Annotated in this window: 27 protein-coding genes and 1 tRNA gene; 17 read left to right on the top strand and 11 right to left on the bottom strand. The window is 64.8% G+C overall.

Annotation, left to right across the window (positions count from 1 at the left end; all coding sequences use genetic code 11):
* Nucleotides 1–18 precede the first annotated feature (18 nt).
* The 5 genes from M9H71_RS06705 (at nucleotide 19) to M9H71_RS06685 (ending at nucleotide 4,610) form a co-directional block, all read left to right on the top strand.
* Nucleotides 19–315: a hypothetical protein gene (locus M9H71_RS06705; RefSeq protein WP_455404285.1), complete on the top strand. Its 297-nt coding sequence runs from the start codon at nucleotides 19–21 to the stop codon at nucleotides 313–315.
* 110 nt (nucleotides 316–425) lie between these two features.
* Entirely contained in the window at nucleotides 426–1,070 is a 645-nt protein-coding gene (gene parA / locus M9H71_RS06700; protein WP_455404284.1) for a ParA family partition ATPase, read from the top strand.
* Nucleotides 1,067–1,333 (top strand): plasmid partition protein ParG, encoded by a 267-nt coding sequence (locus tag M9H71_RS06695; protein WP_455404283.1) that lies wholly within the window; start codon nucleotides 1,067–1,069, stop codon nucleotides 1,331–1,333. The genes parA and M9H71_RS06695 overlap by 4 nt, the downstream gene beginning before the upstream one ends.
* Before the next feature lie 29 nt (nucleotides 1,334–1,362).
* Nucleotides 1,363–2,544, top strand: a complete 1,182-nt coding sequence (locus tag M9H71_RS06690; RefSeq protein WP_455404282.1) for a replication initiator protein A — start codon at nucleotides 1,363–1,365, stop codon at nucleotides 2,542–2,544.
* 806 nt (nucleotides 2,545–3,350) lie between these two features.
* Entirely contained in the window at nucleotides 3,351–4,610 is a 1,260-nt protein-coding gene (locus tag M9H71_RS06685; RefSeq protein ID WP_455404281.1) for a tyrosine-type recombinase/integrase, read from the top strand.
* A gap of 216 nt (nucleotides 4,611–4,826) precedes the next feature.
* Here the strand turns inward: M9H71_RS06685 and M9H71_RS06680 are convergent, their stop codons facing one another.
* From M9H71_RS06680 to M9H71_RS06660, 5 genes are all read right to left on the bottom strand, one after another.
* Complete coding sequence (locus M9H71_RS06680) at nucleotides 4,827–5,234, bottom strand: hypothetical protein (protein ID WP_455404280.1); 408 nt, start codon at nucleotides 5,232–5,234, stop codon at nucleotides 4,827–4,829.
* 305 nt (nucleotides 5,235–5,539) lie between these two features.
* Nucleotides 5,540–5,616, bottom strand: a tRNA-Pro gene (locus M9H71_RS06675).
* A gap of 121 nt (nucleotides 5,617–5,737) precedes the next feature.
* Nucleotides 5,738–6,640 carry an amidohydrolase family protein gene (locus M9H71_RS06670; protein WP_455404279.1) on the bottom strand — a complete coding sequence of 301 codons (903 nt, stop codon included), beginning with the start codon at nucleotides 6,638–6,640 and terminating at the stop codon, nucleotides 5,738–5,740.
* Nucleotides 6,633–7,919, bottom strand: coding sequence for an MFS transporter (locus M9H71_RS06665; RefSeq protein ID WP_012494805.1), 1,287 nt, complete (start codon nucleotides 7,917–7,919; stop codon nucleotides 6,633–6,635). The genes M9H71_RS06670 and M9H71_RS06665 overlap by 8 nt, the downstream gene beginning before the upstream one ends.
* A gap of 125 nt (nucleotides 7,920–8,044) precedes the next feature.
* Entirely contained in the window at nucleotides 8,045–8,947 is a 903-nt protein-coding gene (locus M9H71_RS06660) for a helix-turn-helix domain-containing protein (protein WP_455404278.1), read from the bottom strand.
* Nucleotides 8,948–9,177: 230 nt separating this feature from the next.
* On the opposite strand from M9H71_RS06660, the gene M9H71_RS06655 reads away from it, so the two are divergent.
* A complete protein-coding gene (locus tag M9H71_RS06655; RefSeq protein ID WP_455404277.1) occupies nucleotides 9,178–10,173 on the top strand; it encodes an L-threonylcarbamoyladenylate synthase in 996 nt (331 codons plus the stop codon).
* 118 nt (nucleotides 10,174–10,291) lie between these two features.
* On the top strand, nucleotides 10,292–11,719 hold the full coding sequence (locus tag M9H71_RS06650) for an FAD-binding oxidoreductase (protein ID WP_455404276.1): 1,428 nt from the start codon (nucleotides 10,292–10,294) through the stop codon (nucleotides 11,717–11,719).
* A gap of 2 nt (nucleotides 11,720–11,721) precedes the next feature.
* On the opposite strand, the gene M9H71_RS06645 is transcribed toward M9H71_RS06650, so the two are convergent.
* From M9H71_RS06645 to M9H71_RS06635, 3 genes are read right to left on the bottom strand one after another with little or no spacing between them, the layout of a single operon-like run.
* Nucleotides 11,722–12,018 (bottom strand): type II toxin-antitoxin system RelE/ParE family toxin, encoded by a 297-nt coding sequence (locus M9H71_RS06645; RefSeq protein WP_455404275.1) that lies wholly within the window; start codon nucleotides 12,016–12,018, stop codon nucleotides 11,722–11,724.
* Nucleotides 12,015–12,245, bottom strand: coding sequence for a hypothetical protein (locus M9H71_RS06640; protein ID WP_455404274.1), 231 nt, complete (start codon nucleotides 12,243–12,245; stop codon nucleotides 12,015–12,017). Before M9H71_RS06640 ends, M9H71_RS06645 begins: the two co-directional genes overlap by 4 nt.
* 25 nt (nucleotides 12,246–12,270) lie before the next feature.
* Nucleotides 12,271–13,044 carry an SOS response-associated peptidase gene (locus M9H71_RS06635; RefSeq protein WP_455404273.1) on the bottom strand — a complete coding sequence of 258 codons (774 nt, stop codon included), beginning with the start codon at nucleotides 13,042–13,044 and terminating at the stop codon, nucleotides 12,271–12,273.
* 61 nt (nucleotides 13,045–13,105) lie between these two features.
* Between M9H71_RS06635 and M9H71_RS06630 the strand changes: the two genes are divergently transcribed.
* The 4 genes from M9H71_RS06630 (at nucleotide 13,106) to M9H71_RS06615 (ending at nucleotide 14,875) form a co-directional block, all read left to right on the top strand.
* The gene (locus tag M9H71_RS06630) at nucleotides 13,106–13,603 is read left to right on the top strand and encodes a hypothetical protein (protein ID WP_455404272.1); all 498 of its coding nucleotides are present in this window, start codon (nucleotides 13,106–13,108) and stop codon (nucleotides 13,601–13,603) included.
* A complete protein-coding gene (locus M9H71_RS06625; protein WP_455404271.1) occupies nucleotides 13,600–14,043 on the top strand; it encodes an NUDIX hydrolase in 444 nt (147 codons plus the stop codon). The genes M9H71_RS06630 and M9H71_RS06625 overlap by 4 nt, the downstream gene beginning before the upstream one ends.
* Nucleotides 14,044–14,105: 62 nt before the next feature.
* Complete coding sequence (locus M9H71_RS06620) at nucleotides 14,106–14,483, top strand: TIGR02301 family protein (protein WP_110788207.1); 378 nt, start codon at nucleotides 14,106–14,108, stop codon at nucleotides 14,481–14,483.
* A gap of 128 nt (nucleotides 14,484–14,611) precedes the next feature.
* Nucleotides 14,612–14,875 (top strand): hypothetical protein, encoded by a 264-nt coding sequence (locus tag M9H71_RS06615; protein ID WP_455404406.1) that lies wholly within the window; start codon nucleotides 14,612–14,614, stop codon nucleotides 14,873–14,875.
* Nucleotides 14,876–14,900: 25 nt separating this feature from the next.
* On the opposite strand, the gene M9H71_RS06610 is transcribed toward M9H71_RS06615, so the two are convergent.
* Entirely contained in the window at nucleotides 14,901–15,056 is a 156-nt protein-coding gene (locus M9H71_RS06610; protein WP_165825304.1) for a hypothetical protein, read from the bottom strand.
* A gap of 508 nt (nucleotides 15,057–15,564) precedes the next feature.
* The gene (locus M9H71_RS06605; protein ID WP_455404270.1) at nucleotides 15,565–16,899 is read right to left on the bottom strand and encodes a dihydroorotase; all 1,335 of its coding nucleotides are present in this window, start codon (nucleotides 16,897–16,899) and stop codon (nucleotides 15,565–15,567) included.
* A gap of 147 nt (nucleotides 16,900–17,046) precedes the next feature.
* On the opposite strand from M9H71_RS06605, the gene ygfZ reads away from it, so the two are divergent.
* The 6 genes from ygfZ to M9H71_RS06575 all read left to right on the top strand — a co-directional run bounded on the left by ygfZ (nucleotide 17,047) and on the right by M9H71_RS06575 (nucleotide 23,850).
* On the top strand, nucleotides 17,047–17,928 hold the full coding sequence (ygfZ, locus tag M9H71_RS06600; protein WP_455404269.1) for a CAF17-like 4Fe-4S cluster assembly/insertion protein YgfZ: 882 nt from the start codon (nucleotides 17,047–17,049) through the stop codon (nucleotides 17,926–17,928).
* On the top strand, nucleotides 17,925–18,581 hold the full coding sequence (locus M9H71_RS06595) for a DNA-3-methyladenine glycosylase I (RefSeq protein WP_455404268.1): 657 nt from the start codon (nucleotides 17,925–17,927) through the stop codon (nucleotides 18,579–18,581). The genes ygfZ and M9H71_RS06595 overlap by 4 nt, the downstream gene beginning before the upstream one ends.
* Before the next feature lie 351 nt (nucleotides 18,582–18,932).
* Nucleotides 18,933–19,550 carry a YfbR-like 5'-deoxynucleotidase gene (locus M9H71_RS06590; RefSeq protein WP_455404267.1) on the top strand — a complete coding sequence of 206 codons (618 nt, stop codon included), beginning with the start codon at nucleotides 18,933–18,935 and terminating at the stop codon, nucleotides 19,548–19,550.
* A 65-nt stretch (nucleotides 19,551–19,615) separates the two neighbouring features.
* Nucleotides 19,616–20,122 carry a tyrosine phosphatase family protein gene (locus M9H71_RS06585; protein WP_455404266.1) on the top strand — a complete coding sequence of 169 codons (507 nt, stop codon included), beginning with the start codon at nucleotides 19,616–19,618 and terminating at the stop codon, nucleotides 20,120–20,122.
* Nucleotides 20,119–21,099 (top strand): NUDIX hydrolase, encoded by a 981-nt coding sequence (locus M9H71_RS06580; RefSeq protein WP_455404265.1) that lies wholly within the window; start codon nucleotides 20,119–20,121, stop codon nucleotides 21,097–21,099. The genes M9H71_RS06585 and M9H71_RS06580 overlap by 4 nt, the downstream gene beginning before the upstream one ends.
* Before the next feature lie 51 nt (nucleotides 21,100–21,150).
* Nucleotides 21,151–23,850, top strand: coding sequence for a DUF2339 domain-containing protein (locus tag M9H71_RS06575; protein ID WP_455404264.1), 2,700 nt, complete (start codon nucleotides 21,151–21,153; stop codon nucleotides 23,848–23,850).
* A gap of 2 nt (nucleotides 23,851–23,852) precedes the next feature.
* Here the strand turns inward: M9H71_RS06575 and M9H71_RS06570 are convergent, their stop codons facing one another.
* Nucleotides 23,853–24,596 carry an alanyl-tRNA editing protein gene (locus M9H71_RS06570; RefSeq protein WP_455404263.1) on the bottom strand — a complete coding sequence of 248 codons (744 nt, stop codon included), beginning with the start codon at nucleotides 24,594–24,596 and terminating at the stop codon, nucleotides 23,853–23,855.
* Nucleotides 24,597–24,955 lie beyond the last annotated feature (359 nt).

Genomic DNA, 24,955 nt, shown 5'->3' with positions numbered 1-24,955 from the left:
CCTGGACTGGCGAAACTGTTGCCGGTGCTGCAGAAGGAAACCCGCGCGGCGCTCGAAGAGCGGGCTGAGGTTGAGCTGAACACCAGCAACATCCGCATGGCGATCATGAATGCGGCCCGCGAGGGGCAAACCGCGCTGCGGGTCAAAATGCCGAGCAATCTCGATGTACGCGGGACCAAGGCCTCCGCCACCTTGACCGAGTGGTGCAAAGGTGAAGGGCTGGCGCTGAGCTGGGAAAGCCGGGAGGCGGACCTGCCGGATGGTCGGCGGGCGACCGTCTGGGAGCCTGAAATCAGCTGGGCCGCAAAATCGTAAATGCGTACTTGCGACAAAGCGGCCACATCAGCTGCTGATTAAACGGGCAACCCGCTCCGCAAAACCGGCAACGCGTGTAATCGTGCAATCGTAAATAAGGAACGATTGTCATGATTATCGGCGTGCTGAACCAAAAGGGCGGTGTGGGGAAAACCACCATCGCCGTCAACCTTGCGGCCGTCTACGCCAAGCAGGGTCAGCGTGTGCTGCTGGTGGATGCCGACCCGCAAGGGAGTTCGCTCGCCTGGTCGTCGGCAAGAGAAGGTGAGCCCCTGTTCACGGTCGTCGGCATGCCCAAGCCGACGCTGCACAAGGATATGCCGAGCATGGCTGCCGATTACGACGCGGTGATCATCGACGGCTCGCCCCGGGTGAGCGAGCTGGGCCGCGCCGCGATCATGGCAAGCGACCTTGTGCTCATTCCTGTCCAGCCATCACCCTATGACGTGTGGGCGACTGCGGACACGGTGCAGCTGATCAATGAAGCACGGCAGTTCAAGGAAAACCTGCAAGCCGCCTTTGTGATCAATCGTAAAATCGTAAATACGGCGATTGGCCGCGACGTCGCGACTGCTCTTGAAGACTTCCATTTCCCAGTGTGCAGGCAGGCGCTGTGCCAGCGCGTGATTTATGCCGAGAGCGCTGCGCGAGGCCTGGCCGTGGTCGAGGCCGAGCCTGACGGCGCCGCAGCCCGGGAGATCAGCGGACTGGCCCTCAGCCTGTCCGAACAAAACGAAAAGAAAGCCGCAGCATGAGCAAGACGGTTGCGTTCAAAATGCCCGCGCCCGCCAGGACGCAGGGCGCAGATGCCTGGATCGAAAACGGTGTTGAACCGCATCTGAAGAAGGAAGAACCCGCCCCGGCAGCGGCTGCGCAGCCGGTTGCTATGAAGCGGTTCACCATCGATGTGCCGGTCGAATTGCATACGCGCATCAAGATCGCCTGCGTCCAGCGCGGAAGGGTGATGGCCGATGAAATCCGGCGCCTGCTAGAAGACGAATTTCCGGCCAAATCGTAAAACCGCAAATGCGATAAACCGCAATTACGATGCAAGCGCCTGGACAGCTGATTGCCGAACGCCTGAGGGCCCGATTGGGCGAGGAGGCCTTCCGGTCGTGGTTCGAACCCTGCACATTTGAACTGTCGGCCAACCAGCTGACCGTAACGGTCGGTACCGCCTTTGCTGCCGACCTGATTGGGCGCAACTTCTCCGACCACGTGAAAGCAGTTGCCGCCTCTGTGACGGGCAAAGAGATTCCCGTGGCGATCGTAGTAAGCGGGCAAACGCATCCTGCTGACGTCGCGCCGATCGAGAAAATCCTCCGCGCGGTCGCCCCGGATGATGCCCAGCGCGATTTTTTCATCCCTGAGCTATCGGAGCTGGCGCTCAAGGATGACGTCCACCTGATGGAGATGACGCCGTTCACCCTGGATCGCCGCAAGGAAGACCGGCGCGAACTGGTCTATACGACCCCTCAGGGCGTAACCATCCGGGTCAGAACGGTGGGCGACCCGGGGCTGCCAACGATCGACGACTACGACCTGGTGCTGATGATGCAGACCTGGCTGGCCGACCTGGCCAACCAGTACCGGGGCCAGCTCGAACGCTACGAAGCCGAAAAGAAGGCCGGGCGTTCGCCAATCACGCCCAAGGCGCCGCCGCGCATGTTTGACGTGAGCATCAGCGAAGTCGTCAAATTCAAGCGGCAGAAGTGGGGCGGCACAATCAGCGACGACGTGCTGGGCAGCCTCGACCGCCTTTGGAATACAGAGGTGGTTGTCGACCCCATCAAGGGGACCAAGTACCGGGGAGGCAAATTTAGGCTGGTGGGCAGCGCCTACGAGAAGCTGTCGGAGACCGACAACGGCAAGGCAACGCGTGTCAGGATCGCGGTGCCCGACTGGATTTACGAAGGCATCGTCGAGCGCGCTGTCCCGATGCTGCGGACGTTCAATCGGGACTACATGATCCTGACGCAACCGATGCACCGGGCACTTTACCGCTTTCTGTCGCTCAAGGTGCCCAAGGACGGACGACCGTTTGAAGTGTCGTTGATGGAGCTGGCGCAGCGCTTTCAGACCAAGCAGCAGCAGAAGTATTTCAACCGCGATGTGAAAAAAGCCATCGGTGGATGTCCGGACGGACGTTTGCTGGAATACCGGCTGGAGCTGGTTGGCAAGGGGGACGACAGGATACTGCGTGCCTGGCGGCCCCTGATGCTCGATTAGCTGCACTGGCCGTTCGGATTTTCAACGACTGAGTGAGACCTCACCGGGAAAGAACGGCACCAGCGCTCTGCTGAGTGAGACCTCACCCTGAACTGAGTCAGACCTCACCCGCCGCTGAGTGGGACCTCACCCTCCGCTGAGTGAGACCTCACCCGACGCTGAGTCAGACCTCACCCGATGAATGGCTAAACCTTTGAAAGGCCTCACGATCAGCGGGCCTATCCTTATATCCTTAGATATCCTTCTTTCCGCGCCAGGGCGCTGCGCGTGGTGCAGCCCGGCCTCGAAGAGGGGCCGGGTGCCCCCGCGCGGGAATCCCCAGCAAAGGTCGTGTCGCTGGTGGGGTCGCATTGAAAAGCGGAGCTGGGCACCCTAATTTTATCGGGCGCAAGGCTCCACAGAAGCGCATTAAAAGCTGCTTTGGCCACCCGGTGTAATCACCCCGCATCTCCGGCCGTAAAAAGCGTTCAAATCCCGATACAGCCCGCCTTGATGTGAAAATTACCCGCTTGCTGGTGGCGGGAAGTCCATCGGATTTGGCTGAGGGGTCTCGTCATGACTGGTCGGTCGGCGCGCGCGCCCAAGCGCGACAAGCTCGTCCGCGCAAGGCTCCGGCCTCGTCCTGCGGATTGGCAGGAAGACGAGGCGATGACGCTGCCAGAGGCGGTCGAAGTGTTTTTCCCCAACGGACCGCTTACGCTATCGTCTCTTCGAACCGCTGTTTCGGCCGGGACTCTTGAAGTTGCCCAGGTGGCCGGTAAGATTCTGACCACGCCACGCGCAATCAGAAAACTGGTGACGCCGTCATGCCGGGCCGCAAAGCAAAACCGCCGCGCCTCTGGTTCAGAAAGGATGACCAGGCCTGGATCATCCTCGACCGAGGACGGCAAATCCGCACAGGCTGCGGCCGCGATGAGATTGACGGCGCAGCGAAGGCGCTCGAAGCCTACATCGGCGGGCGACACACAACGACCATCGGCGCAACCGATCCGAACGTCCTTGCGATAGCGGACGTACTCACCGCTTACGAAATCTCAAAAAGGCCGAAGGACGCGTCGGATGCGCGGGCATGGGCGCAGCATGATCTGCTGGTCATCAGGCTTCTCGACCTGAACAACTTCTTTGGTGACAAAACGGTCGGCAAGCTCAAGGCCCAGCTATGCCGCGATTTCGTCGACTGGTCGACGGGCGTGCCGAATGAGAACAACCGGCTTGCCGGGATCAAGCCACGTCAAACTGCCGTCTCCGACCAAACCGCACGACGTCGGTTGGAAGACCTGCGGGCAGCCGTCAACCGGTATCACGCCGAACACACGCTCAACTTCGTGCCGAAGATTACGCTTCCGCCCAAGGCGGAGGGTAGGCACCGATGGCTTACGCGCAACGAAGCAGCGCGACTGGTGGGTGCGGCGATCGGCTATGTGTGGGACAGTGAACGCGAAACGTGGAAGCGTAAACACGACGGTACGCTTTTGCGTCGCGAACGCTGGATCATCCGGCGCCGTTATCCGGCCGCGAGATTTTGCTTGATGGGCTTGTACAGCGCCCGGCGGGAGGAAACGATCCGGCGCACCCAATGGGTGCCGACGACCACCCATCCGTGGGTCAATCTGGACGCCATGGTCTACCAGGGCAAAGGGGCCCTGGAGCGCTCGACGAAAAAACGGCGTCCTCCGGCAAAGATTGCTGTCCGGCTGCGGCCACACCTCATGCGCTGGCGAACGATCGACGAGCGACGCTCCGCAGAGCTGCGAGAATCCGGATCGTTGCAGGAGGGTGAACAGATACGATTTGTCGTCAATCGAATGAACGACGGCCAGCCGCTCGCTGGCAAGATCAGGTCAGCCTGGGAAGGTATTCTTGAAGACGCCGGGCTCGGTGACGATGTGGTCCGGCATTCCTTACGTCACACGGCTGCGACCTGGCTCATGCAGGCCGGTGTCGACCTCTGGGAGGCCGCTGGCTGGCTGGGAATGACCGTCGAACAACTGGAGGCAAATTACGGTCACCATCACCCTGACTTTCAGGAAGAGGCTGCTGTTGCGTTCCTCAAAAACAAGAAGTGAAGGGGATCAGTTTGCTGTCGCGCGTTGGTCCCTTCGCAGTTCGAGAGAACCCGATGGGATGATGTCTTGCGTCGGGTTGATGCCACCCGTTAGAAAATTACCTATATAGCCCCGGACCCCTGCCAGCCGGTATACAGCGGAGCTGGAATGGAATTCGTCATCGAAAGGGGATCTGTATCGCACACAAATCCGTACGGCAGGAAAGAGGGCATATGCCTATGCACGGGCATATGAAACGTCTGGTTCGGGAAATGTGAACTGGAATGTGTCCTCGATCGTTTCACCCGGGAAGACGGCGGTCCCTTCAAGACTTCCCGCGTTCCTTAGCAACTCCTCTATTTCGCTTACGTCTCTCGAGCAAGACAGCTTCGTATTTTCGCGCTCTTTCGGATTGGGATGCCCCAATTCAAATACGGTGGTTGCATAGGTGACCTTGACGTCCGTTGCAGCGGCGTTGCCAAAGTTCTTCACGCTGAACTTGATAGTCAGATTGTTATCGGAATTCTTCAGGTGAAGGTCGCTTGCAAGAGAAAGCTGGGGCGCGAGCCAAGGTCTTTGACTTATGTGGAGCGTCTTTGTAGCCGCGTCCGCCTGCTCTTGAAGAGGCTTATAAGCTTTTTGCATCTCGTGGAGCTGAAAAAAAGTTACAGCCGCCGCGGTGCACGCCGCAATGACGGTTATCCATTCCCGAACTTCGGCGAGCTTCGTCGTCAGACGTTCGGGTTCCTCTAAAGGCGTGAAGCTACGATCTGTTCGCCGGCGGGGAAGCCGCGGATTCTTTTGCCGAGGTCGCTGCCTATGAAATCTGCGGACCATTCTATGTGCGGCTGATGGAAAAGCAGTGACGCGACTGCTGCGGAGCCGCGGCTAAATCGTTGCGCATTTCGTTGCGCAAAAGAGAGACGAAAAAGCTAAGGTATTGAAACTCTTGGTCGGAGTGGCAGGATTCGAACCTGCGACCCCTGCGTCCCGAACGCAGTGCTCTACCGGGCTGAGCCACACTCCGACAAGAGGCCCGGCTTATAGCGTCCGCCTTTCGGCTTCGCAAGCGTTCCAACGGGATATTGTGCAGGATTTTTATCCAACCGCCGCCCTCCGGTCAGGGGCGGCGGTTGAACGCGACAAACTCAGGCCCGGGTGGGCGTGAATCCGTAGAGACGGTGTGCGTTGTCGGTGAAGACGCGGTCGCGCGCGGCCGCGTCGGGCACCCAATCGGCGAGCAGATCGAGCAGTTCGCCGACATTCATCATGTGCGTCCAGGTCGCGACGTGCGGCCAGTCGCTGCCCCAGACGCAGCGGTCCGGCGCGGTCTCGTGCAGCAGGCGGGCGAACGGAATGGTGTCGCGATAAGGATATCCCTCGACCGTATTCCGATAGGCGCCCGACAACTTGACCCAGGCGCCGTCCCGCACCAGCGACACCAGCGTCTGGAAGCCGGGATCGTCGATCCCCCGCGACACCGGGAAGTGCCCCCAATGATCGACGATGAACGGCACCGGCAGATCGCCGAGCTGCGGCGCCAGCGGCACCAGATCCTTGGCGTCGATCAGGAACTGCAGATGCCAGCCGAGCTCCTTGGCCATCGCCGCATATTCGCCGACGCGCTCGAACCCGATGCCGCCGCCATACAGGATGTTCAGGCGGAGGCCGACGACGCCGGCATCCTTCAGCGCCGCCAGCTCCTTGTCTGGTAGCCCGAGCGGGATCACCGCGATGCCTTTGAGCCGATCGCGATGCGTCTGCAGCGTCTCCAGCATCAGCCGATTGTCCGTGCCGTGCACGCTGACCTGGACCACAACGCCGTAGGTCATGCCGGTGGCATCGAGCATCGCCAGATACGACTCCGGCGTCGCTGCCGGCGGCGTGTAGCTGCGGACGTCCACGAACGGATAGTCCGGCGGCAGTCCGATGACGTGGGCGTGGGTGTCGACGGCGCCCGGCGGCACCACGTAGCGGGTCGGCCGGCGCGGAGCTGGATCCGGCCCCGGACACGCCGGAGCCGGACCTTTTGAAGGATCAGCCTTACTCATCGGCGCTCAGCACCCTGCCGCGGGTCTCCGGTAGCGCGTAGGCGGCGGCGAAGAACAACACGTAAGCGAACACCGCGAACAGGCAGATCGCGTTGGCGAGCGTGGTGACTTGCGACAGATAGCCGACCAGGAACGGAAACAGAGCACCGACGCCGCGGCCGAAATTGTAGCAGAAGCCCTGCCCCGAGCCGCGCAGGCTGGTCGGGAACAGCTCGGTCAAGAACGCGCCCATGCCCGAGAAGTAACCCGAGGCAAAGAAGCCGAGCGGGAAGCCGAGCACCCAGAGCATTTCGTTGGAGAGCGGCAGCTGCGTGTAGGCGAGCACCACCACCATCGCGCCCAGCGAGAACGTCAGGAACAGGCTGCGACGGCCGAACCGATCGGCGAACCACGCACCGACCAGATAGCCGACGAACGAGCCGACGATCAGCGTCGCCAGATAGCCGGTCGAGCCGACGATCGACAGCTTGCGTTCGGTTGTGAGGAAACGCGGCACCCAGAAGGTGATCGCGTAGTAACCGCCCTGGCAGCCGGTGGCGACCAGCGAGGCCAGGATAGTGGTCTTGAGGATCCGGCCCTGGAAGATCGCCAGGATCGAGCGGCTGCCACCCGCCGCACTGACTTTGGCGCGGGCTTCCACGGCGACCTGCGGCTCCTTCACATAGGCGCGCAGGTACAGCACCAGCAGCGCCGGTAGCGCGCCGATCGCGAACATCCAGCGCCACGCCTCCTCGGGCGGCAGCAGCGAGAACAGCGCGGCCTGCGCCAGCACCGCCATGCCCCAGCCGACCGCCCAGCCCGACTGCACCGAGCCGACCGCGCGGCCGCGATATTGCGGACGGATCGTCTCGCCGATCAGCACCGCGCCGGCGGCCCACTCGCCGCCGAAGCCGAAGCCGAGCAGCGCGCGGAGGATCAGCAATTGTTCGAAGTTCTGCGCGAACGCGCACAGCAGCGAGAACAGCGAGAACCAGATGATGGTGAGCTGCAGCGTGCGGACGCGCCCGATCCGGTCTGCGAGGTAACCGGCGGCCCAGCCGCCGACCGCCGACGCCAGCAGCGTCACGGTGCCGGCGAGCCCGGCCGAGCCGGCATCGACCTTCCACAGCGCGATGATCGTGCCGATCACCAGCGGGTAGATCATGAAGTCCATGCCGTCGAGCGCCCAGCCCGTTGCGCAGGCCCAGAACGTCCGCTTCTCGGTGACGGTCATGTCTTTGTAGAAGCCGGTCAGGCTGGTGTCCGTGATCGGCGCGACCGTGCTCGAAGATGTCGTCATACGTGTCCTCCCTCGCTCGCCTTCACCGGGCGACCGCTCGTCGGCGACAAATTTCGCAATCGTGAGAACACGTCTGCCGAAAAATCACCGGCCGCTCGCCGAACCTGCGGCTTTCTGTCGAAAAATTACTCGCGACCGCGCTGCGTCCGGCGATACTTCGCCGGGCTCTCGCCGGTCACCTGCCGGAATGCGACCCCGAAATGTGATTGCGACGAGAAGCCGACGCCGAGCGCGATCTCGACGATCGGCAAATCCGAGGTTTCGAGCAGCCGGCGCGCGGCGGCGACGCGCTGCTCGACCACGAATCGATGCGGCGTTATCCCAGTGGAGCGCTTGAAGCTGCGAATGAAGCAGGACGGGCTCATACCCGCGACCTCCGCCATCGCCGCCAAGGTGATCGGCGCACCGAGATCGGAACGAACGAATTCGGCGATGCGATCGCGCACCGGCGCCTCGAGCGGCGCGGACAGTTCGGCGGGCGCACTGCGCGGCGCCGAATAGCGATCCGTCAGATGCAGCGCGAGCGTATAGGCCAGTTGTTCGGCGAGCAGCGCATTCGGCCGATCACCGCTATTGCTGGCCTCGACCAGGCGTTTGGCGGAGACTTCCAACAAAGGATCATCGACGTCCCAAGCGGTATCTCGCAGCGCGATCGCATCGGCAGAGCCCAGCGATGTCCCGACCTCCTTGAGCAATGGCTCGCCGAGATACAGCAGCAGCAATTTGCCCCACTGGGTGTCCGGCACCGCATCCACCACCACGCGGCGGCCGGGTTGGCCGATACGGAACCGCCCGGACCGCACCGGTGCGTCGCGGCGCACCTTGCCGTTTTCCATCAGGACGTGACGGCGAACGTCGTACAGCGTGATCGCGACGGTCGGCACCGGCAGCTCGCCGAACTCGTAAATATGCGGCCCCGTCACCTCGCTCACGGCAGCGGCGAATCCTGTGGTCGACCACAGATCGATCAAGGCCGATTGCCTTCGGCCGGTGACGCGTTCGGCATGAAGGAGGGGATTGAGCTGCATCGGAAAGGGCGCCTGTTTGAACGAACTATCCTCACTCCATATTAGAGAGGCTTGCAAGCCCCGGGGCCGCCGCGCCGCCTAACCTGCGAGGTTAACGGGGTTTTTCGCATGCGGAGCGGCAGGATTCGCGGTTTGCGCGAGCCCGTTGAGCAAGACCGCGCCACGCAGCTCCCGCGCGCATGCAGCGCAGCGCGTCGACTTTGCTACTTCGCATCCGCACGAATTGCGATATGAAACCGGAAATGATGCTCGACCTGATCACCAAGAGGCTGACCGCAGCGGATGCGGACGAAGCCGCACGCGCGCTGCGCGGCGGTGGGCTGGTCGCGTTCCCGACCGAGACGGTGTACGGGCTCGGCGCCGATGCATCGAATGCCGGAGCGGTGGCGCGGCTCTACGCCGCCAAGGGCCGGCCGTCGTTCAACCCGCTGATCGCGCATGTCGCCGATCTCGATGCTGCGCGCACCATCGCAAGGTTCGATGCAGCCGCGCTCCGCCTCGCCGAGGCGTTCTGGCCAGGGCCGCTGACGCTGGTGCTGCCGAAGGCGGCAAGCTGTTCGGTGTGCGATCTCGCCACCGCCGGCCTGGACAGCGTCGCGATCCGCATCCCGTCGCATCCGGTGGCGCAGGCACTGTTGCGCGCATTCGGCGGTCCCGTGGTGGCGCCGTCCGCCAACAGGTCCGGTCACGTGTCGCCGACCACAGCGGCGCATGTCGCTTCCGATCTCGACGGCCGGATCGATGTGATCGTCGACGGCGGACCGGTGATGGTCGGCGTCGAGTCGACGATCGTCAGTTGCCTCGGCGCACGCGTTCTGCTGCGTCCCGGCGGCCTGCCGCGCGAAACGATCGAGCGCGTACTCGGTCAAGCGCTGGGCACACCGACAACTAACAACGCCGACGATCACGCGCCTCTCGCACCAGGGATGCTGGCATCGCACTACGCGCCGCGTGCGCTGGTACGGCTGAATGCGACCGAGGTGAAGCCGGGCGAAGCGCTGCTGGCGTTCGGCCCTGAGTTGCCGCCGGGGGCCGAGACAGCCGTCGCGGTCCACAACCTCTCGCCGCGCGGTGACCTCACCGAAGCCGCAGCACATCTGTTCGGCGCGCTTCGCGCGCTCGACGATCGCGGCGCACGCGGCATCGCCGTGATGCCGATCCCGTTTCACGGACTCGGCGAAGCGATCAACGATCGCCTGCGCCGCGCAGCGGCACCGCGCCCATGACAAACCAACAAGCAGATCGCGACGTCGTCGCAAGCGAAACGAAGCAATCCAAAGGCGTCTAAGACGCGTTTCGGATCGGTCGCTTCGCGCCTCGCTACGACAGGGAAGAGGAAACACCATGAACATCGTCAGCCAGCTTTCGCCCGTTACGCTCTCGCCCGAACTGATCGCCCGCTTCACCGCGATCGTCGGCGACAAGCACGCGCTGACCGATCCTCTCGAGCTCGAAGCCTACATCACCGAGGAGCGCAATCTGTATCGCGGCCACTCGCCGTTGGTGCTGCGTCCCGGCTCCACCGAGGAGGTGGTGGCGATCTGCAAGCTGGCGAACGAGGCGCGTGTCGCGCTGGTGCCGCAAGGCGGCAACACTGGCCTCGTCGGCGGGCAGACGCCGCACAATGGCGAGGTGGTGATTTCGCTGAAGCGGATGGACAAGATCCGCGAAATCGACACCTCGTCGAACACCATCACGGTCGAGGCGGGGGCCATCCTGCAGCGGGTGCAGGAGAAGGCCGCGGAGGTGGACCGACTGTTTCCGCTGTCGCTCGGCGCGCAAGGCAGTTGCACCATTGGCGGCAACCTCTCCACCAATGCCGGCGGCACCGCGGCGCTCGCCTATGGGCTGGCGCGCGACATGGCGCTCGGCATCGAGGTCGTGCTCGCCGACGGCCGGGTGCTGAACCTGCTGTCGAAGCTGAAGAAGGACAACACCGGCTACGATCTGCGCGATCTGTTCATCGGCGCCGAAGGCACGCTCGGCATCATCACCGCGGCGACCCTGAAGCTGTTTCCAAAGCCGCGCGCGGTCGAGACCGCGTTCGTCGGGCTGCAGTCGCCGGAGGACGCACTGAAGCTGCTCGGCATCGCGCAAGGAGAAGCCGCCGGCAATCTGACGAGCTTCGAACTGATCGCCGAGACGCCGCTCGATTTCTCGGTGCGCCACGCCAACAATCGCGACCCGCTCGAGGCGCGCTATCCATGGTACGTGCTGATCGAATTGTCGTCGCCGCGCGACGACGCCCGCGCCGCACTGGAGACGATCCTCGAGCGCGGCTTCGAAGACGGCATCGTCGTGGACGCGGCGATCGCAAGTTCGGTGCAGCAGCAGCAGGCGTTCTGGAAACTGCGCGAGGAGATCTCGCCGGCGCAGAAGCCGGAGGGCGGTTCGATCAAGCACGACATCTCGGTGCCGGTCGCCGCGGTGCCGCAATTCATCGAACAAGCCAATGCCGCGGTGGTCGCCCTGATCCCGGGCGCGCGCCCTGTGCCGTTCGGCCATCTCGGCGACGGCAACATCCACTACAACGTCAGCCAGCCGGTCAGCGCAGACAAGGACGAGTTCCTGGCGCGCTGGCACGACGTCAGCCAGGTGGTGTTCGAGGTGGTGCTGCGGCTCGGTGGCTCGATCTCGGCCGAACACGGCATCGGCGTGATGAAGCGTGACGAGCTTGCCGAGGTGAAGGACAAGACCGCGATCGAGCTGATGCGGTCGATCAAGGCTCTGCTCGACCCGCACGGCATCATGAATCCCGGCAAGGTGGTGTAGCTTCAGTCGAAACGGTTCGGGTCAAACGGACGGCGCGCCGAATGCCGGATGTGAATGATCCAAACCTCCGCGTTCTCGACGGAATAGTGAACGCGGTACGGATAACGACCGACGAGGCAGCTTCGCAGCGCTGGCGCTCTGGAGTTGCGTAGTCCGATATGAGGACGGTCCGCAATCAGTCGGACCGTCGCCGCAACGGACTGTCGAACCCGATCGGCCGCAGCAGGATTGCGCGCATTCAAATAGTCGAGGATTTCACGAAGATCGTCGGTTGCTCGCCGGGTGAACCGGACGGTCACGCGCGGGACGGCGACAGCAGCGCCGCAATTTCGTCGGCAGAAGCGAATTCGCCGCGACGTGCTTGAGCCAATCCTTCTTCAATCGCGGCCCACTCATCATCGTCAGGCTGATAGAATTCGCCCTCGCGCGCTTCCAACGCGAGCAACAACTGCGCCGCATCCTCGCGGCGTGCGCGCGGCCAACTGAGCACGCGTTCCAAAATCTCTTTGACCTGCTCGTCCGTCATAGACCGATCCTACCATGTTAGCCGCTCAGAACAACGATCCCTGCCCGCTGTCGTCGCCGGCGACCTCGACCCGCGCCGTGCGCTTCGGTGGCGACGGCTCCGCAACGACTGGCGGAGGGGCATCGACTTCTTCAACGGCAATCGGCAGGATCAGCTGCGGGTTGTCGTTGGCGGTGCGGTTCACTGCGGTCGACACCGGATGCCAGACGAATTCGCCCTCCCCTGGTGGACGCAGCAACGCCATCACCGCCTCGGCGTCGGTTTCGTCCGTCTCCAGCCAGCGCGCGAAGTGATGCGGCGGAATCGTCACCGGGACGCGGTCGTGCAGCTCGGCGAGATCGCCGCGCGCCGCGGTGGTGACGATCGCCACGGTGTCGAGCTCCTCGCCGTTCGGGCCGGTCCAGGTCTCCCACAGCGCCGCAAAGCCGATCGGCCCGCCGCCGGCCGGATGGATGAAATAAGGCTGCTTGCGCGGACCGCCGGCCTTCCATTCGTAGTAGCCATCGGCCGGAACCAGGCAGCGCCGGCGCCTGAACGCGTTGCGGAAGGCCGGCTTGTCCTGCACCGTTTCGGCGCGCGCGTTGATCAGCAGCGAAAACGTCCGCGGATCCTTCACCCAGGACGGAATCAGCCCCCAGCGCATCAATCGGAACCGCCGGGTTCCCTGATCGACGATCACCACGGGGATCGGCTGGGTCGGGGCGATGTTGTAGCGTGACGGAAAATTAGGCTGATCGGCGTAGCCAAAGAGCTGTCGGATAGCGGCGGGAGCCGAGGTGATCACGAAGCGTCCGCACATGCTGTCAGGACCCGGTGGCGTGTTCAATGCTTGTTAACTTCGGTAAACAAAAATGCCGACGATGGCGTCGAGTGAATCCACAACCGCGCAAGTTGCGCCCTCCCGACACGACGAGGCGCGCGCGGCTCGGCTTGCTGCCGCCAATATCAATCCGAAGACCGGCCTGGCGACCGACTATCTGAATCATTTCAACGAAGCCGTGATGTTGCTCGAAATGATCCCGGACATGCCGGAGTGCTCGGAAGACTTCCTGTCGTGGCATCCCCTCTCCTACGCGGAACACTTCAAGGCGTCGAACTTCAAGGCACGCGATCTCGCGATCGAAGCCTATGACACGGCCGATCCGGGGATAAGGTCCGATTTCGACGACATCACCAACAACATGACGGCGATCCTCACCGCGGTCGGCGAGGCGATGCGCCAAGCCTCGCAGGACGGCACCCGCGCCAAGCTCGCGGAAAGCGCGGTCGGCTGGATCAAGCCCCTGATCGGCCGCGCCGGCGGCATCATCAACGGCCAGGGCAGCGAAGCCGACGTCGACTACATCATGGCGCATTGACCGCCGTGACCGAAGCCGTGCCGTTGCAACCGCGCCATCCGCAACTCGCCGTCAGCGCCGCGATCTTCCGGCGCGGACGGCTGCTGCTGGTCCGCCGGGCGCGGGCACCGGCCAAAGGGCTGTATTCGCTGCCCGGCGGCCGGGTCGAATATGGCGAGATGCTGGAACAGGCGGTGGAGCGGGAAATCGCCGAGGAAACCGCGCTGTCGATCGAGATCGTCGGACTTGCCGGGCGACGCGAGGTGCTGCCGTCCACCGCCAATGCGGCCGGGCATTACGTGATCATGGTGTTCGCCGCGCGCTGGGCGGCCGGCGACCCTCAGCTCAACGATGAACTGGACGACGCCCGCTGGATCTCCCCGGACGAATTGGCCTCGTTCGCGACCACCGAAGGCTTGGCTGAACTGGTCTCCGACGCGTGCGCATTGATCGGAACCTGATGAAGCGCTCCAGCACCGGCGATGCCTTGCTGCAGCCGATGAAACGGCCTATCAGGCCGGCCATGCTGAAGCGTTCCCTTGCCGTGCTGATGATCCTGGCCTGCTGCGGGCTCGCCCCGGCGCGCGCCCAGGATGGTGCGGCGCCGTTCGACGCCGAATTGCAACGGCTCGCGGAGATTCTGGGCACCTTGCATTACCTGCGCGGGATCTGTGGCGGCAACGACGGGCCGAAATGGCGCAACGAGATGCAGGCGCTAATCGATGCCGAGACCCCATCAGGTGAGCGCCGGACCCGCCTGATCGCGGCCTTCAACCGAGGCTATAACGGGTTCCAGCAGACCTACCGGACCTGTACCCCGGCGGCGACCGTCGCGGTTCGACGGTATCTGGAGGAGGGTTCCAAGCTGTCCCGCGACCTCACCGCCCGGTACGCGAACTGACCGCTTGCAGCGCGGTTTCAACAGGCCCGTTAACCTTTCCTAAAGAACTGCCTAGGCGTTCGGCACCCGCATGCTAACACTACCCCACCGCGCTTCGCTGGGGGAGCGCGCCGAGCATGCTGAAGTTCATGAGCCTGACGACTTACCCGATCGACCGCGACGTCCAATCCGACCGCGAGCAGAAGCAAACCGCCCTGAACTATCTCAGCGAGGCATGGGCCGAAGCCCTGCACGAGGGGGTCGACGGTGACTGTCTGGCACAAGCCAGCCTGTTCACGGCCTTCGCCGAGCTGGTCGCAACCTACGGCGAAGACGCGGTCGCAAAATTCGTCGAAGGCCTACCCGGCCGCGTGCTCAACGGCGAGTTTTCGATCGGCTTGGCCAAGCAGTAGCGCGAATCACTGCGCGCAAGACGGCTCAGGTGCGGGCAAACGCCTGCAGACCCTTGAACGTCAGCCGCTTCGGATCGCGAACGCCGGCGAGATAGAACCGGCGAATGAACTCGGCCACCACGGAACGGTCGTAACCGGTCAATGCGACGATCGCTTCGACCGCGGTCTTCTGAGCTTCCATCTGGAATCCCCCTTCGGCGTATCGGTCAATCGACGATCCCGGCGATCGTGCGACGCGAAATGCTGCGCCCGTTAAGTTGCTTTCCTGTTAACCAGCCGTCCGGCCGCGCACTCCGCGCGAACCGAATCATTCTGGCTCCGATCATCGCTGATGATGTTCGTGCAGGGGATACGCAAAATACCCCACCGGAGTTCCCCGGAGCCGAGGACAAAACGACGCGGGGCCGACTGAAGTGATCGGTGAAGAGCACGATGGCAGCGGGTGGCCGGAAGATCGGAGTGGACGGCGGGCCTATTCGCGCAATCGGCGGCCACCGCACTCTGTGCTTTCACACGTATTCGTCCGAGGCGCGGATCGGGAGGCGATTACTACAGGCCGCCTCGGGAACTTTCGTCCGCCCCGGTACTTCGCACGTCGCGTAGTCCGGCCGTCAATCTCGCCAAGGCCAAGTTGTCCGAACCTGACGCGGTAGCCGCAGGAATCAAAACTGTTGGGCTGACGTGACCACTTACGGCTTCAGCGTCTCGAGAAACCGCACCGGCTCGCCGCGCGACGGCGTGGTCAGTTCGCCCTGCCACATCACCCGGGCGCCGCGCACGAAGGTGCCGACCGGCCAGCCGGTGACGCGAACGCCGTCATAGGGAGTCCAGCCGGCGCGTGAGGCCACCCAGTCGTTGGTGATGGTTTCGCTGCGCTTCAGATCGACCACCGTGAAGTCGGCATCGAAGCCCGCGGCGATGCGGCCCTTGCAGGCGATGCCAAACAGCCGCGCCGGGCCGGCGCTGGTGAGATCGACGAAGCGCGCCAGCGACAGACGGCCGGCATTGACGTGGTCCAGCATGGTCGGGACCAAGGTCTGCACGCCGGTCATGCCCGAGGGCGAGGCCGGATAGGTCTTGGCCTTTTCTTCCAGCGTATGCGGCGCGTGATCGGAACCGAGCACGTCCACGACGCCCTGCGCCAGCCCGTGCCAGATGCCGTCGCGGTGCCAGGCATCGCGCACCGGCGGATTCATCTGCGCCTTGGTGCCGAGGCGCTCGTAGCACTCCGGCGCCACCAACGTCAGATGATGCGGCGTGACCTCGACCGACGCTACGTCCTTATGCTCACGCAGAAACTCCATCTCCTGCCGGGTCGAGACGTGCAGCACATGGATGCGCTTGCCGGTCTCGCGCGCGATCGCCACCAGCCGCTGTGTCGCCTGTAAGGCGGCGACGTCGTCGCGCCACACCGGATGCGAGCGCGGATCACCCTCGATGCGCTCGCCCTTGCGGTCGTTGAGGCGATACTCGTCCTCCGCGTGGAACGCCGCGCGGCGTTGGATCACCGACAGGATGCGCTTGAGACTTGGATCGTCCTCGACCAGCAGGCTGCCGGTCGAGGAGCCGATGAACACCTTGACGCCGGCGCAGCCGCGGGAGCGCTCGAGCCGCGGCAGATCGTCGACATTGTCGCGGGTGCCGCCGATGAAGAACGCGAAGTCGCAGTGCATGCGATGCTCGGCGCGCTTCACCTTGTCGGTGAATGTCTCCTCGGTGATCGTCAGCGGATTGGTGTTCGGCATTTCGAACACCGCGGTGACGCCGCCCATCACGGCACTGCGCGAGCCGGTTTCGAGATCTTCCTTGTGGGTCAGGCCGGGCTCGCGGAAATGCACCTGGGTGTCGATCACGCCCGGCAGCACGTGCAGGCCGCGGCAATCGATCGTCTCGCCCGCCTTCGCGGTGTCGAGCGAACCGAGCGCAGCAATGCGGCCGTCCTTGATGCCGATGTCGGAGGTGCCCTCGCCGTCCTGGTTGACGATGGTGCCGCCCTTCAGAATGGTGTCGAATGTGCCGGTCATCGCGTCCTCGGTTGCCCGTTGTGGAGCCGAACGGCGCGAGTCTTGCAAAGCCTTGTTGACCAGCGCCCGGCCGCCTACTTTGGGATGTCTTAGTCGGCCGGACCGTGAACGCAAGGATGTTTCCGGCCGGCGTCACGAGAGAAATCAATGCAGGCAGCCTTCCTCGCCGACCGTGGCGTTATCAAGATCAGCGGGCCCGACGCACGACATTTGCTGAACGGCCTGGTCACCACCGATCTGACCAAGCTGGAGCCCGGCGCCGGCCGGTTCGGCGCCCTGCTGACGCCGCAGGGCAAGGTCGTCACCGATTTCCTGATCACCGAGCTTCCCACCGAGGATGACGGCGGGTTTTTGCTGGATTGTCCAGGAACGCTCACCGACGCGCTGGCCACCAAGCTGAAATTCTACAAGCTGCGCGCCAAGGTGCTGATCGAGAACCTGTCGGACCGACTCGGCGTGCTGGCATTGTGGGGCGGCGAACCGTCGCAGCCGCCGGAGATGGGCTTCCGCGACCCCCGGGCCGAACAGCTCGGCTGGCGCATTGTGGTGCCGGAGATCCTGGCCAAGGCCACCGCCGAGGCACTTGGCGCCACGATGGTGACCGCCGGCGACTACGACGCGCACCGGATCGCCTGCGGCGTGCCGGCCGGCGGTGTCGACTTCGGCTATGCGGACGCTTTCCCGCACGAAGCCAATATGGACCGGCTGCACGGCGTCGACTTCAGCAAGGGCTGCTACATCGGCCAGGAAGTGGTGTCGCGAATGCACCATCGCGGCACCGCGCGGACCCGGATCGTCCGCGTCACCTTCGACGGCGCCGCGCCGCAGCCCGGCAGCGAGATCACCGCCGGCGACAAGAGCGTCGGCACCATGGGATCGTCGGCGATGGGCCGCGGGCTGGCGCTCCTGCGGATCGACCGCGTCGCCGAGGCACGCGAGGCGTCACTGCCGCTAAGCGCAGGCGGCATCCCCCTGCAGATCGCCAATCCCGACGAACTGACGCCGGCGCAGCGGAAGACCGGCACATGACGCGCTCTGCACGCATCGGTGCCGACGGCCTCCTCCGCTGCCCGTGGCCGGGCGACGATCCGCTTTACGTCGCCTATCACGACACCGAATGGGGCGTCCCGGAATACGACGACCGGGCGCTGTACGAGAAGCTGATTCTCGACGGCTTCCAGGCCGGGCTGTCGTGGATCACGATCCTGCGCAAGCGCGACAATTTCCGCCGCGCCTTCGACGATTTCGATCCCGCCAAGATCGCCCGCTACGACCAAGACAAAGTTGCGGCGCTGATGAACGACGTCGGCATCGTGCGTAACCGCGCCAAGATCGAAGGCGCGATCGGCAGCGCCAAGGCGTGGCTGACGATCCAGGAGGAAGGGCCGGGGTTTTCGAAACTGCTGTGGGACTTCGTCGGCGGCGCGCCGAAGGTGAACACATTCAAGACCACCGCGGGCGTGCCGGCCTCGACGCCGCTGTCGGTGAAGATCTCCAAGGAGCTGTCGGGACGCGGCTTCAAATTCGTCGGCCCGACGATCGTGTACGCCTTCATGCAGGCTGTCGGGATGGTCAACGACCATCTGGTGGACTGCCACTGTCACGCCACCTGCGGAGCGATGAAGAAACCGGCGCGGCGTTCTGCGGCGCCGGCGAAGAGCCCTGCCTTGCGTCAGCGCTGAGTGATCTCAGCGCCGATCGGCCACCCGCTTCATCACCAGTTCGGAGAGGCTGACGACCAGTTCCTTCAGCGCCTCGTTTTCCTTCTCCAGATCCCGCGGCGCCATCGCAGCTGCGGACTGTTCATCCGCGTCACTGCCCCGCAACCGCTCCCCATCACAGCGATCCAATCTCCCCATCGTGTCGTCCCCATTGGTGCAATACGCCCACCAGCACAAGGACATCAATCGTACTCTCAAGATCGTGCAGAACTGGGCCGACACGGTGGCTTAGTTCGGGCAAGGCTGCCTATATGGCGGTCACATCGCCGCCGCCGCGGCGCGTCCGCTCAAGTTGTCTCGTTTCGAATCCTCATGCCGTCTTCGCCGAAGAAATCGCCGCAAGCTTCGCCCCGCGTCTGGCAGCGGATGCTGTCCGGCCGCAGACTCGACCTGCTCGATCCCTCGCCGCTCGACGTCGAATTCGCCGACATCGCCCACGGCCTTGCCCGGGTGGCGCGGTGGAACGGCCAGACCTCGGGCGCGCATATTTTCTCGGTGGCGCAGCACACGCTGCTGGTCGAGGCGGTGATGCGCGAGAAGAACCCGCGGATCGACGCCAAGCTGCGTCTCGCGGCCCTCCTCCACGACGCCCCGGAATACGTGATCGGCGACATGATCTCGCCATTCAAGGCGGTGATCGGCGAATCCTACAAGCGGGTGGAAAAGCGCCTGCTGGGCGCGATCCACATCCGCTTCGGCCTGCCGGCGGTGCTCGAGGACGCGATCGAACGCCAGATCAAGGCCGCCGACCGCGGCTCCGCCTACCTCGAAGCGACCCATCTCGCCGGCTTCACCAAGGCCGAGGCCAAGCGGCTGTTCGGCAACGATCCGGGGCTGCCGGAGGCGATGGTCGAGGACTATCTGACGCCGTGGTCGGCCGGAAAGGCCGAAAAGCGGCTGCTGGCCCGGTTCCAGAGCCTCCAGGACTGAGGCCGTCATCGCGCTTTCACCGCCCGCGGCGCAGGATTAGGATTGCGCCAACTTCGGAAAGGCCCATGATTCACGTCTGCTCGCTCGCAGCCTTGCATCCGACCGTTGCGGCGACCGAGGCCAGCCATGTGCTCTCGGTGATGGCCAATGTCGGCCAGGTGCAGCGTCCAGCCTCGGTGCTGGAGGCCAACCATCTGCGCATCGAGATGGACGACATCACCGAGGTGATGGACGGCTTCAACGCGCCGAATCTCGCTCACATCACCCAGGTGCTCGATTTCGTCCGGGGCTGGGACCGCTCGGCCCCGCTGGTGGTGCACTGCTACGCCGGGATCAGCCGCTCCACCGCCAGCGCGTTCGCCGCCGCTTGCGCGCTCAATCCGCTCCGCGACGAGGTGACGATCGCCCGTCAGATCCGCCACGCCTCGCCCTGCGCGTCGCCGAATCGGCTGATCGTGGCGCTCGCCGATCGGGCGCTGGGGCGGGAGGGACGGATGCTGCGCGCTCTCGAGGCGATCGGGCCCGGCGACCTCAGCATCGAGGGCGTGCCGTTCCGCGTCGACCTCGAATGAGCGAGGTCAGCGAGAAGGCGACGGTCCCGATCGAGATCGGGCTGACCGCGGCGATCGTCGCGATCGAGGCCAACGAGCCGATGATCCTGACCGCCTCAGGCGGCAGCGGCGGTGCCGGCCTGCCCTACGGCCCGTTCGACGCCATCACCCACCGCACCCTCGAAATCGGTCTGCGGGCCTGGGTGGAGGAGCAGACCGGGCTGCGGCTCGGCTATGTCGAGCAGCTCTACACCTTCGGCGACCGCGGCCGTCACGCGCGGCTCGGCGACACCGAGGTCCACGTCGCCTCGATCGGCTATCTGGCGCTGACCCGCGCCGCCGACAACGCCGCACGCGCAGCCGGCGCCACCTTCGAGCCGTGGTACCGGTTCTTCCCGTGGGAAGACTGGCGCGAGCAGCAGCCCGCGATCATCGCGCGCGACATCATCCCAGAACTCACCGCCTGGGCGGCGCAGGCCGAGGAGCCGGATACGGCGCGGGCGCTGGCGCGCAAGGATCGCGTCCGGCTGTTCTTCGGGATCGACGGGGCGCCGTGGGACGAGGAGCGCGTGCTCGACCGCTACGAGCTATTGTACGAGGCGGGGCTGATCGAGGAGGCGCGCCGCGACGGCCGCCCGGCGGCGCTGTCGCGCAGCAAGATGCCGATGCTCGGCATGGCGATGCGGTTCGATCACCGCCGCATCCTCGCGACCGCGATCGCGCGGCTGCGCGCCAAGCTGAAATACCGCCCGGTGGTCTTCGAACTTCTTCCCCCCGAGTTCACACTCACCGAATTGCAGCATACCGTCGAAGCGATCTCCGGCCGGCATTTGCACAAGCAGAATTTCCGCCGCCTGGTGGAAGCCGGCGCGCTGGTCGAACCGACCGGCGAGATGTCGACACGAACCGGCGGGCGTCCCGCCGCGCTGTTCCGCTTCCGCCGCGAGGTGCTGCAGGAACGCCCCGCCCCCGGCCTGCGCGTGCGCGGCCGGCGGTAATAAGGTCAACGCGAAACGCCCCACCGTCCGGGCCGCTCGCCTGGAGGTTGGATGTTCGAACTACTCGCTTTCGCGATCGCCGTCGTCGCCTTGGTGACCGCCCGCAAGGGACAGACCCAGATCCGCGAGCTGCGCGCCCGGCTCGATGCCCTTGCGGCTGGACAACCGCTCCCGGCAGCACCGCAGGCCGCCAAGGCTCCGCCTGCCGCAGTCAACGAGGCGCCGCTGGCCCCGGATGTCGAGCCGGTGCCGGAGCTTGCTGCAACGATCGCTGCAGCCCAACCGTCTCCGCCCAAAATGACGCCGGTCGCGACAGCGCCCGAGCCAGAGAAGCCCGGCTTCGAGGAGCGGATCGGCACACGTTGGGTGGTGTGGGTCGGCGGCCTGACGCTGGCGCTCGGCGGCTTCTTCATGGTGCGCTACTCGATCGAGCAGGGCTTGCTCGGCCCCGGCGTGCGCGTGCTGCTCGGCGGCCTGTTCGCACTGGCGCTGCTGATCGCCGGCGAATGGACCCGCCGCAAGGAAAGCGTGGCGCAACTCGCCGCGCTGCCGATCGCCAACATTCCGGCGATCCTCACCGCAGCCGGCACCGCGGTGGCGTTCGCGACCGTGTATGCGGCCTACGCGCTGTATGATTTCCTCGTCCCCGCGACCGCCTTCATCCTGCTCGGCCTCGTCGCACTTGGCACGATGGCCGCAGCGCTGCTGCACGGGCCGGCGCTCGCCGGGCTCGGCGTCGTCGCCGGCTTCGCGACGCCGGTGCTGGTGTCGTCGGGCGAGCCCGATTACTGGGCGCTGTACATCTATCTCGCCGTCGTGACCGCCGCCTCGTTCGGGCTTGCGCGCATCCGGCTGTGGCGATGGCTGGCGGTGACGACGGTCGGACTTGCGCTGCTGTGGACGCTGCCCGGTCTCGAAGGCCTGGAGACACTGGTTGCCCCGCATGCGTTCCATGTCGTGACCGGCTTCGTGCTCGCCGCGCTGCTGGTGGTGTGCGGCCTGATGTTCGGACCGTCGATCGAGCCGGGCCGGATCGAACCGGTCTCGTCGGCAGCGCTCGCGACCTATCTGCTCGGCGCCGCGCTGATCGTCGTCGCCAGCGCGCACAGCGATGCGGCGCTGCTGGTGTTTGCGGTGCTGATTGCCGCGACGCTCGCCATCGCCTGGCGCGCGGCAGCCGCGACCGCCGCGGTCGGAGCCGCTGCAGCTCTGGTCGGCCTAGTGTTCCTGTCCTGGGTGGTGCGCAGCAATCCCGACCTGCTGGTGCTGCCGGGCGGCGCGCTGCCGGGCATCGGCGCCGATCCGCTTGCAGGCGCAGTGACCACCCATCTGATCGCCGCCGCCGTGTTCGGCCTCGGCTTTGCAGGCTTCGGCATCCTGGCGCAAGGCCGTTCGCCGAACGCCGGTGTACCGGTGATCTGGGCGGCCTCGGGAGTGTTCGCACCGCTGGCGCTGGTGATCGCGCTGTACGCGCGGATCGCACATCTCGATCGCTCGATTCCGTTCACGATCGTCGCCGTTGTGCTCGCGGCTGTGTTCGGTCTGGCGACCGAACGGCTGAGCAAACGCCACAACCGGCCCGGGCTGCAGATTTCGATCGCGCTGTTCGCGACCGGAACGCTCGGCGCCTTGGCGCTGGCGCTGACCTTTGCGCTGGAGAAGGGTTGGCTCACCATCGCGCTGGCGCTGATGGCTGCGGCGACCGCGTGGATCTCGCTGCAGCGCCCGATCCCGTTCCTGCGCTGGCTCACCGCGATCCTCGCCGGCATCGTGGTGGCGCGGATCGGCTATGAACCAAGGATCGTCGGCGACGCGGTCGGCACCACGCCGGTGTTCAACTGGCTGCTGTGGGGCTACGGCGTGCCGGCGGCCTCGTTCTGGCTCGCCAGCATCTGGATGCGCCGGCGCGGCGACGACAAGCCGCTCCGCATGGTGGAATCGGCGGCGATCCTGTTCACCGTGCTGCTGGCGTTCATGGAGATCCGCCACGCCGTCAACGGCGGCGATGTCTATCGCGACAACGCGGGATTGACCGAGGTCGCGCTGCAGGTCTGCGTCACGCTGGCGATGGCGATCGGCCTCGAACGGCTGCGGCTGCGCAGCCACAGCCCGGTGCACAACGTCGCCGCGATCGTGCTGGCGATCTTCGCGGCGCTGGGCAGCGTGTTCGGCCTGTTGCTGCTGGAGAACCCGGCGTTCTGGTCGAACTATATCGGTGGCGTTGTGATCAACAGCCTGCTGCTCGGCTATGCGCTGCCGGCCGTGCTGGCGCTGCTGTTGTCCTACGCGGTGGCGGGCGTGCGGCGCCCGGCCTACGCCAACGGCTTCGCAGCATTGGCGCTGATCATGGGGCTCGCTTACGTGACGCTGGAAATCCGGCGGCTGTATCAAGGCCCGGTGCTGTCGCTCGGCGACCCGAGCGACGCCGAACAGTACACCTACTCGCTGGCCTGGCTCGGCTGCGGCGTGCTGCTGCTCGGCGCCGGTCTTGTGTTCGACTCGCAACGCGCGCGGCTGGCGTCGGCGTTGGTGATCGGGCTGACGATCTGCAAAGCCTTCCTGATCGACATGTCGACGCTGACCGGCGTGTACCGCGCGCTATCGTTCATGGGCCTCGGCGTGGTGCTGGTGGCGATCGGCTGGCTGTATCAACGCATTCTGTTCCGGACGCGCGGCACAGCGGCGGCGACTGCGCCATCTCAGCCTCCGCCGTCGACGGAGTCGTCGCCGAATCGACCGAGTGACAACTGACCTCAGCCGGCGGTCGAGGGCTCGGTTGAAGCCGCAAGGGCGATCTTGACGCGCCTGTTGCGGCGTCCCTTCTTCTCGACGCTGGTCACAGCGAGGCCTGCAATCTCGCCGGTCGATTCCACATGAGTGCCGCCACACGGCTGCCGGTCGATGTCGCCTATGCTCACCAATCGAAGCTGCCTTCCAGTCTGCGGCGGCGTAGCCTGAACCGTTCGTACCAGCGACGGCATGGCCGACATCTCGTCGGCGCTCAGGTGCTGAATCTCGACCGGCAGGTCGTTGCCGACCAGCGCATTGAGCCGGTCCGTCAATAGCTGACGATCGAGCGGCGCCTCGATATCGAAATCGAGACGCGCGTAGTCGGGATAGATCGCGCATCCCGTCACCGGCGCATCGACGAGACTGCACAACAAGTGCAGAGCGGTGTGGAGACGCATCAGCCGGTATCGCCTCTCCCAATCGATCCGGGCCAGCACCTTGGCACCGATCAGGCTCCGGTCAGGCGGCGTCGCCAGGACATGAGCAATACGGAGACGGCCGGGGATATATTGCGTATCGGCGACGAGCAGCGGCTCGCCGCCGTCCAGGAGCAATTCGCCGATATCACCCGGCTGGCCGCCACTCTCCGCATAGAAGATCGTCTTCTCGAGACACACGCCAGTATCGGACTGGTCGACGATCGTCGTCTCCAGCTCCCGAACATAGGCATCGGTTTCAAAGAGCTTGATCGTGGGGACGATGGTCATGGCACCTCGGTTGCGGACAAACAGTATGGGCGATCGGGTGAGCCCACGCGACAGCCGTGCTCTGGCGATGTCGCGCGCAGCGCGGCCACCGCCGGAGATTCAATCGCGCTCCGGATCTCGTTGCGTTTGGATCGTTGGTATCAGAGGCGGATCAGACCGGGACTAGCCCTGAACACACCTCGAACGCGGCGCATCGATTTTCATGAGGAACACGGCCGGGATGTTACCATGCGACCTCTTGCTTATCTGCTCGCACCACGCGTCCCTCTTGGCCGAACTAACAACACGACCAGAGGTTGATTTGCATCATCTGCAGACGCATTGTGCGGGTCAATCGAAACATTGTCTGGCAAACAATG

This window comes from Rhodopseudomonas parapalustris, assembly GCF_053772255.1.
Note: the sequence above shows the minus strand (reverse complement) of the source record. Positions and strands in the feature narration are given on the sequence as shown.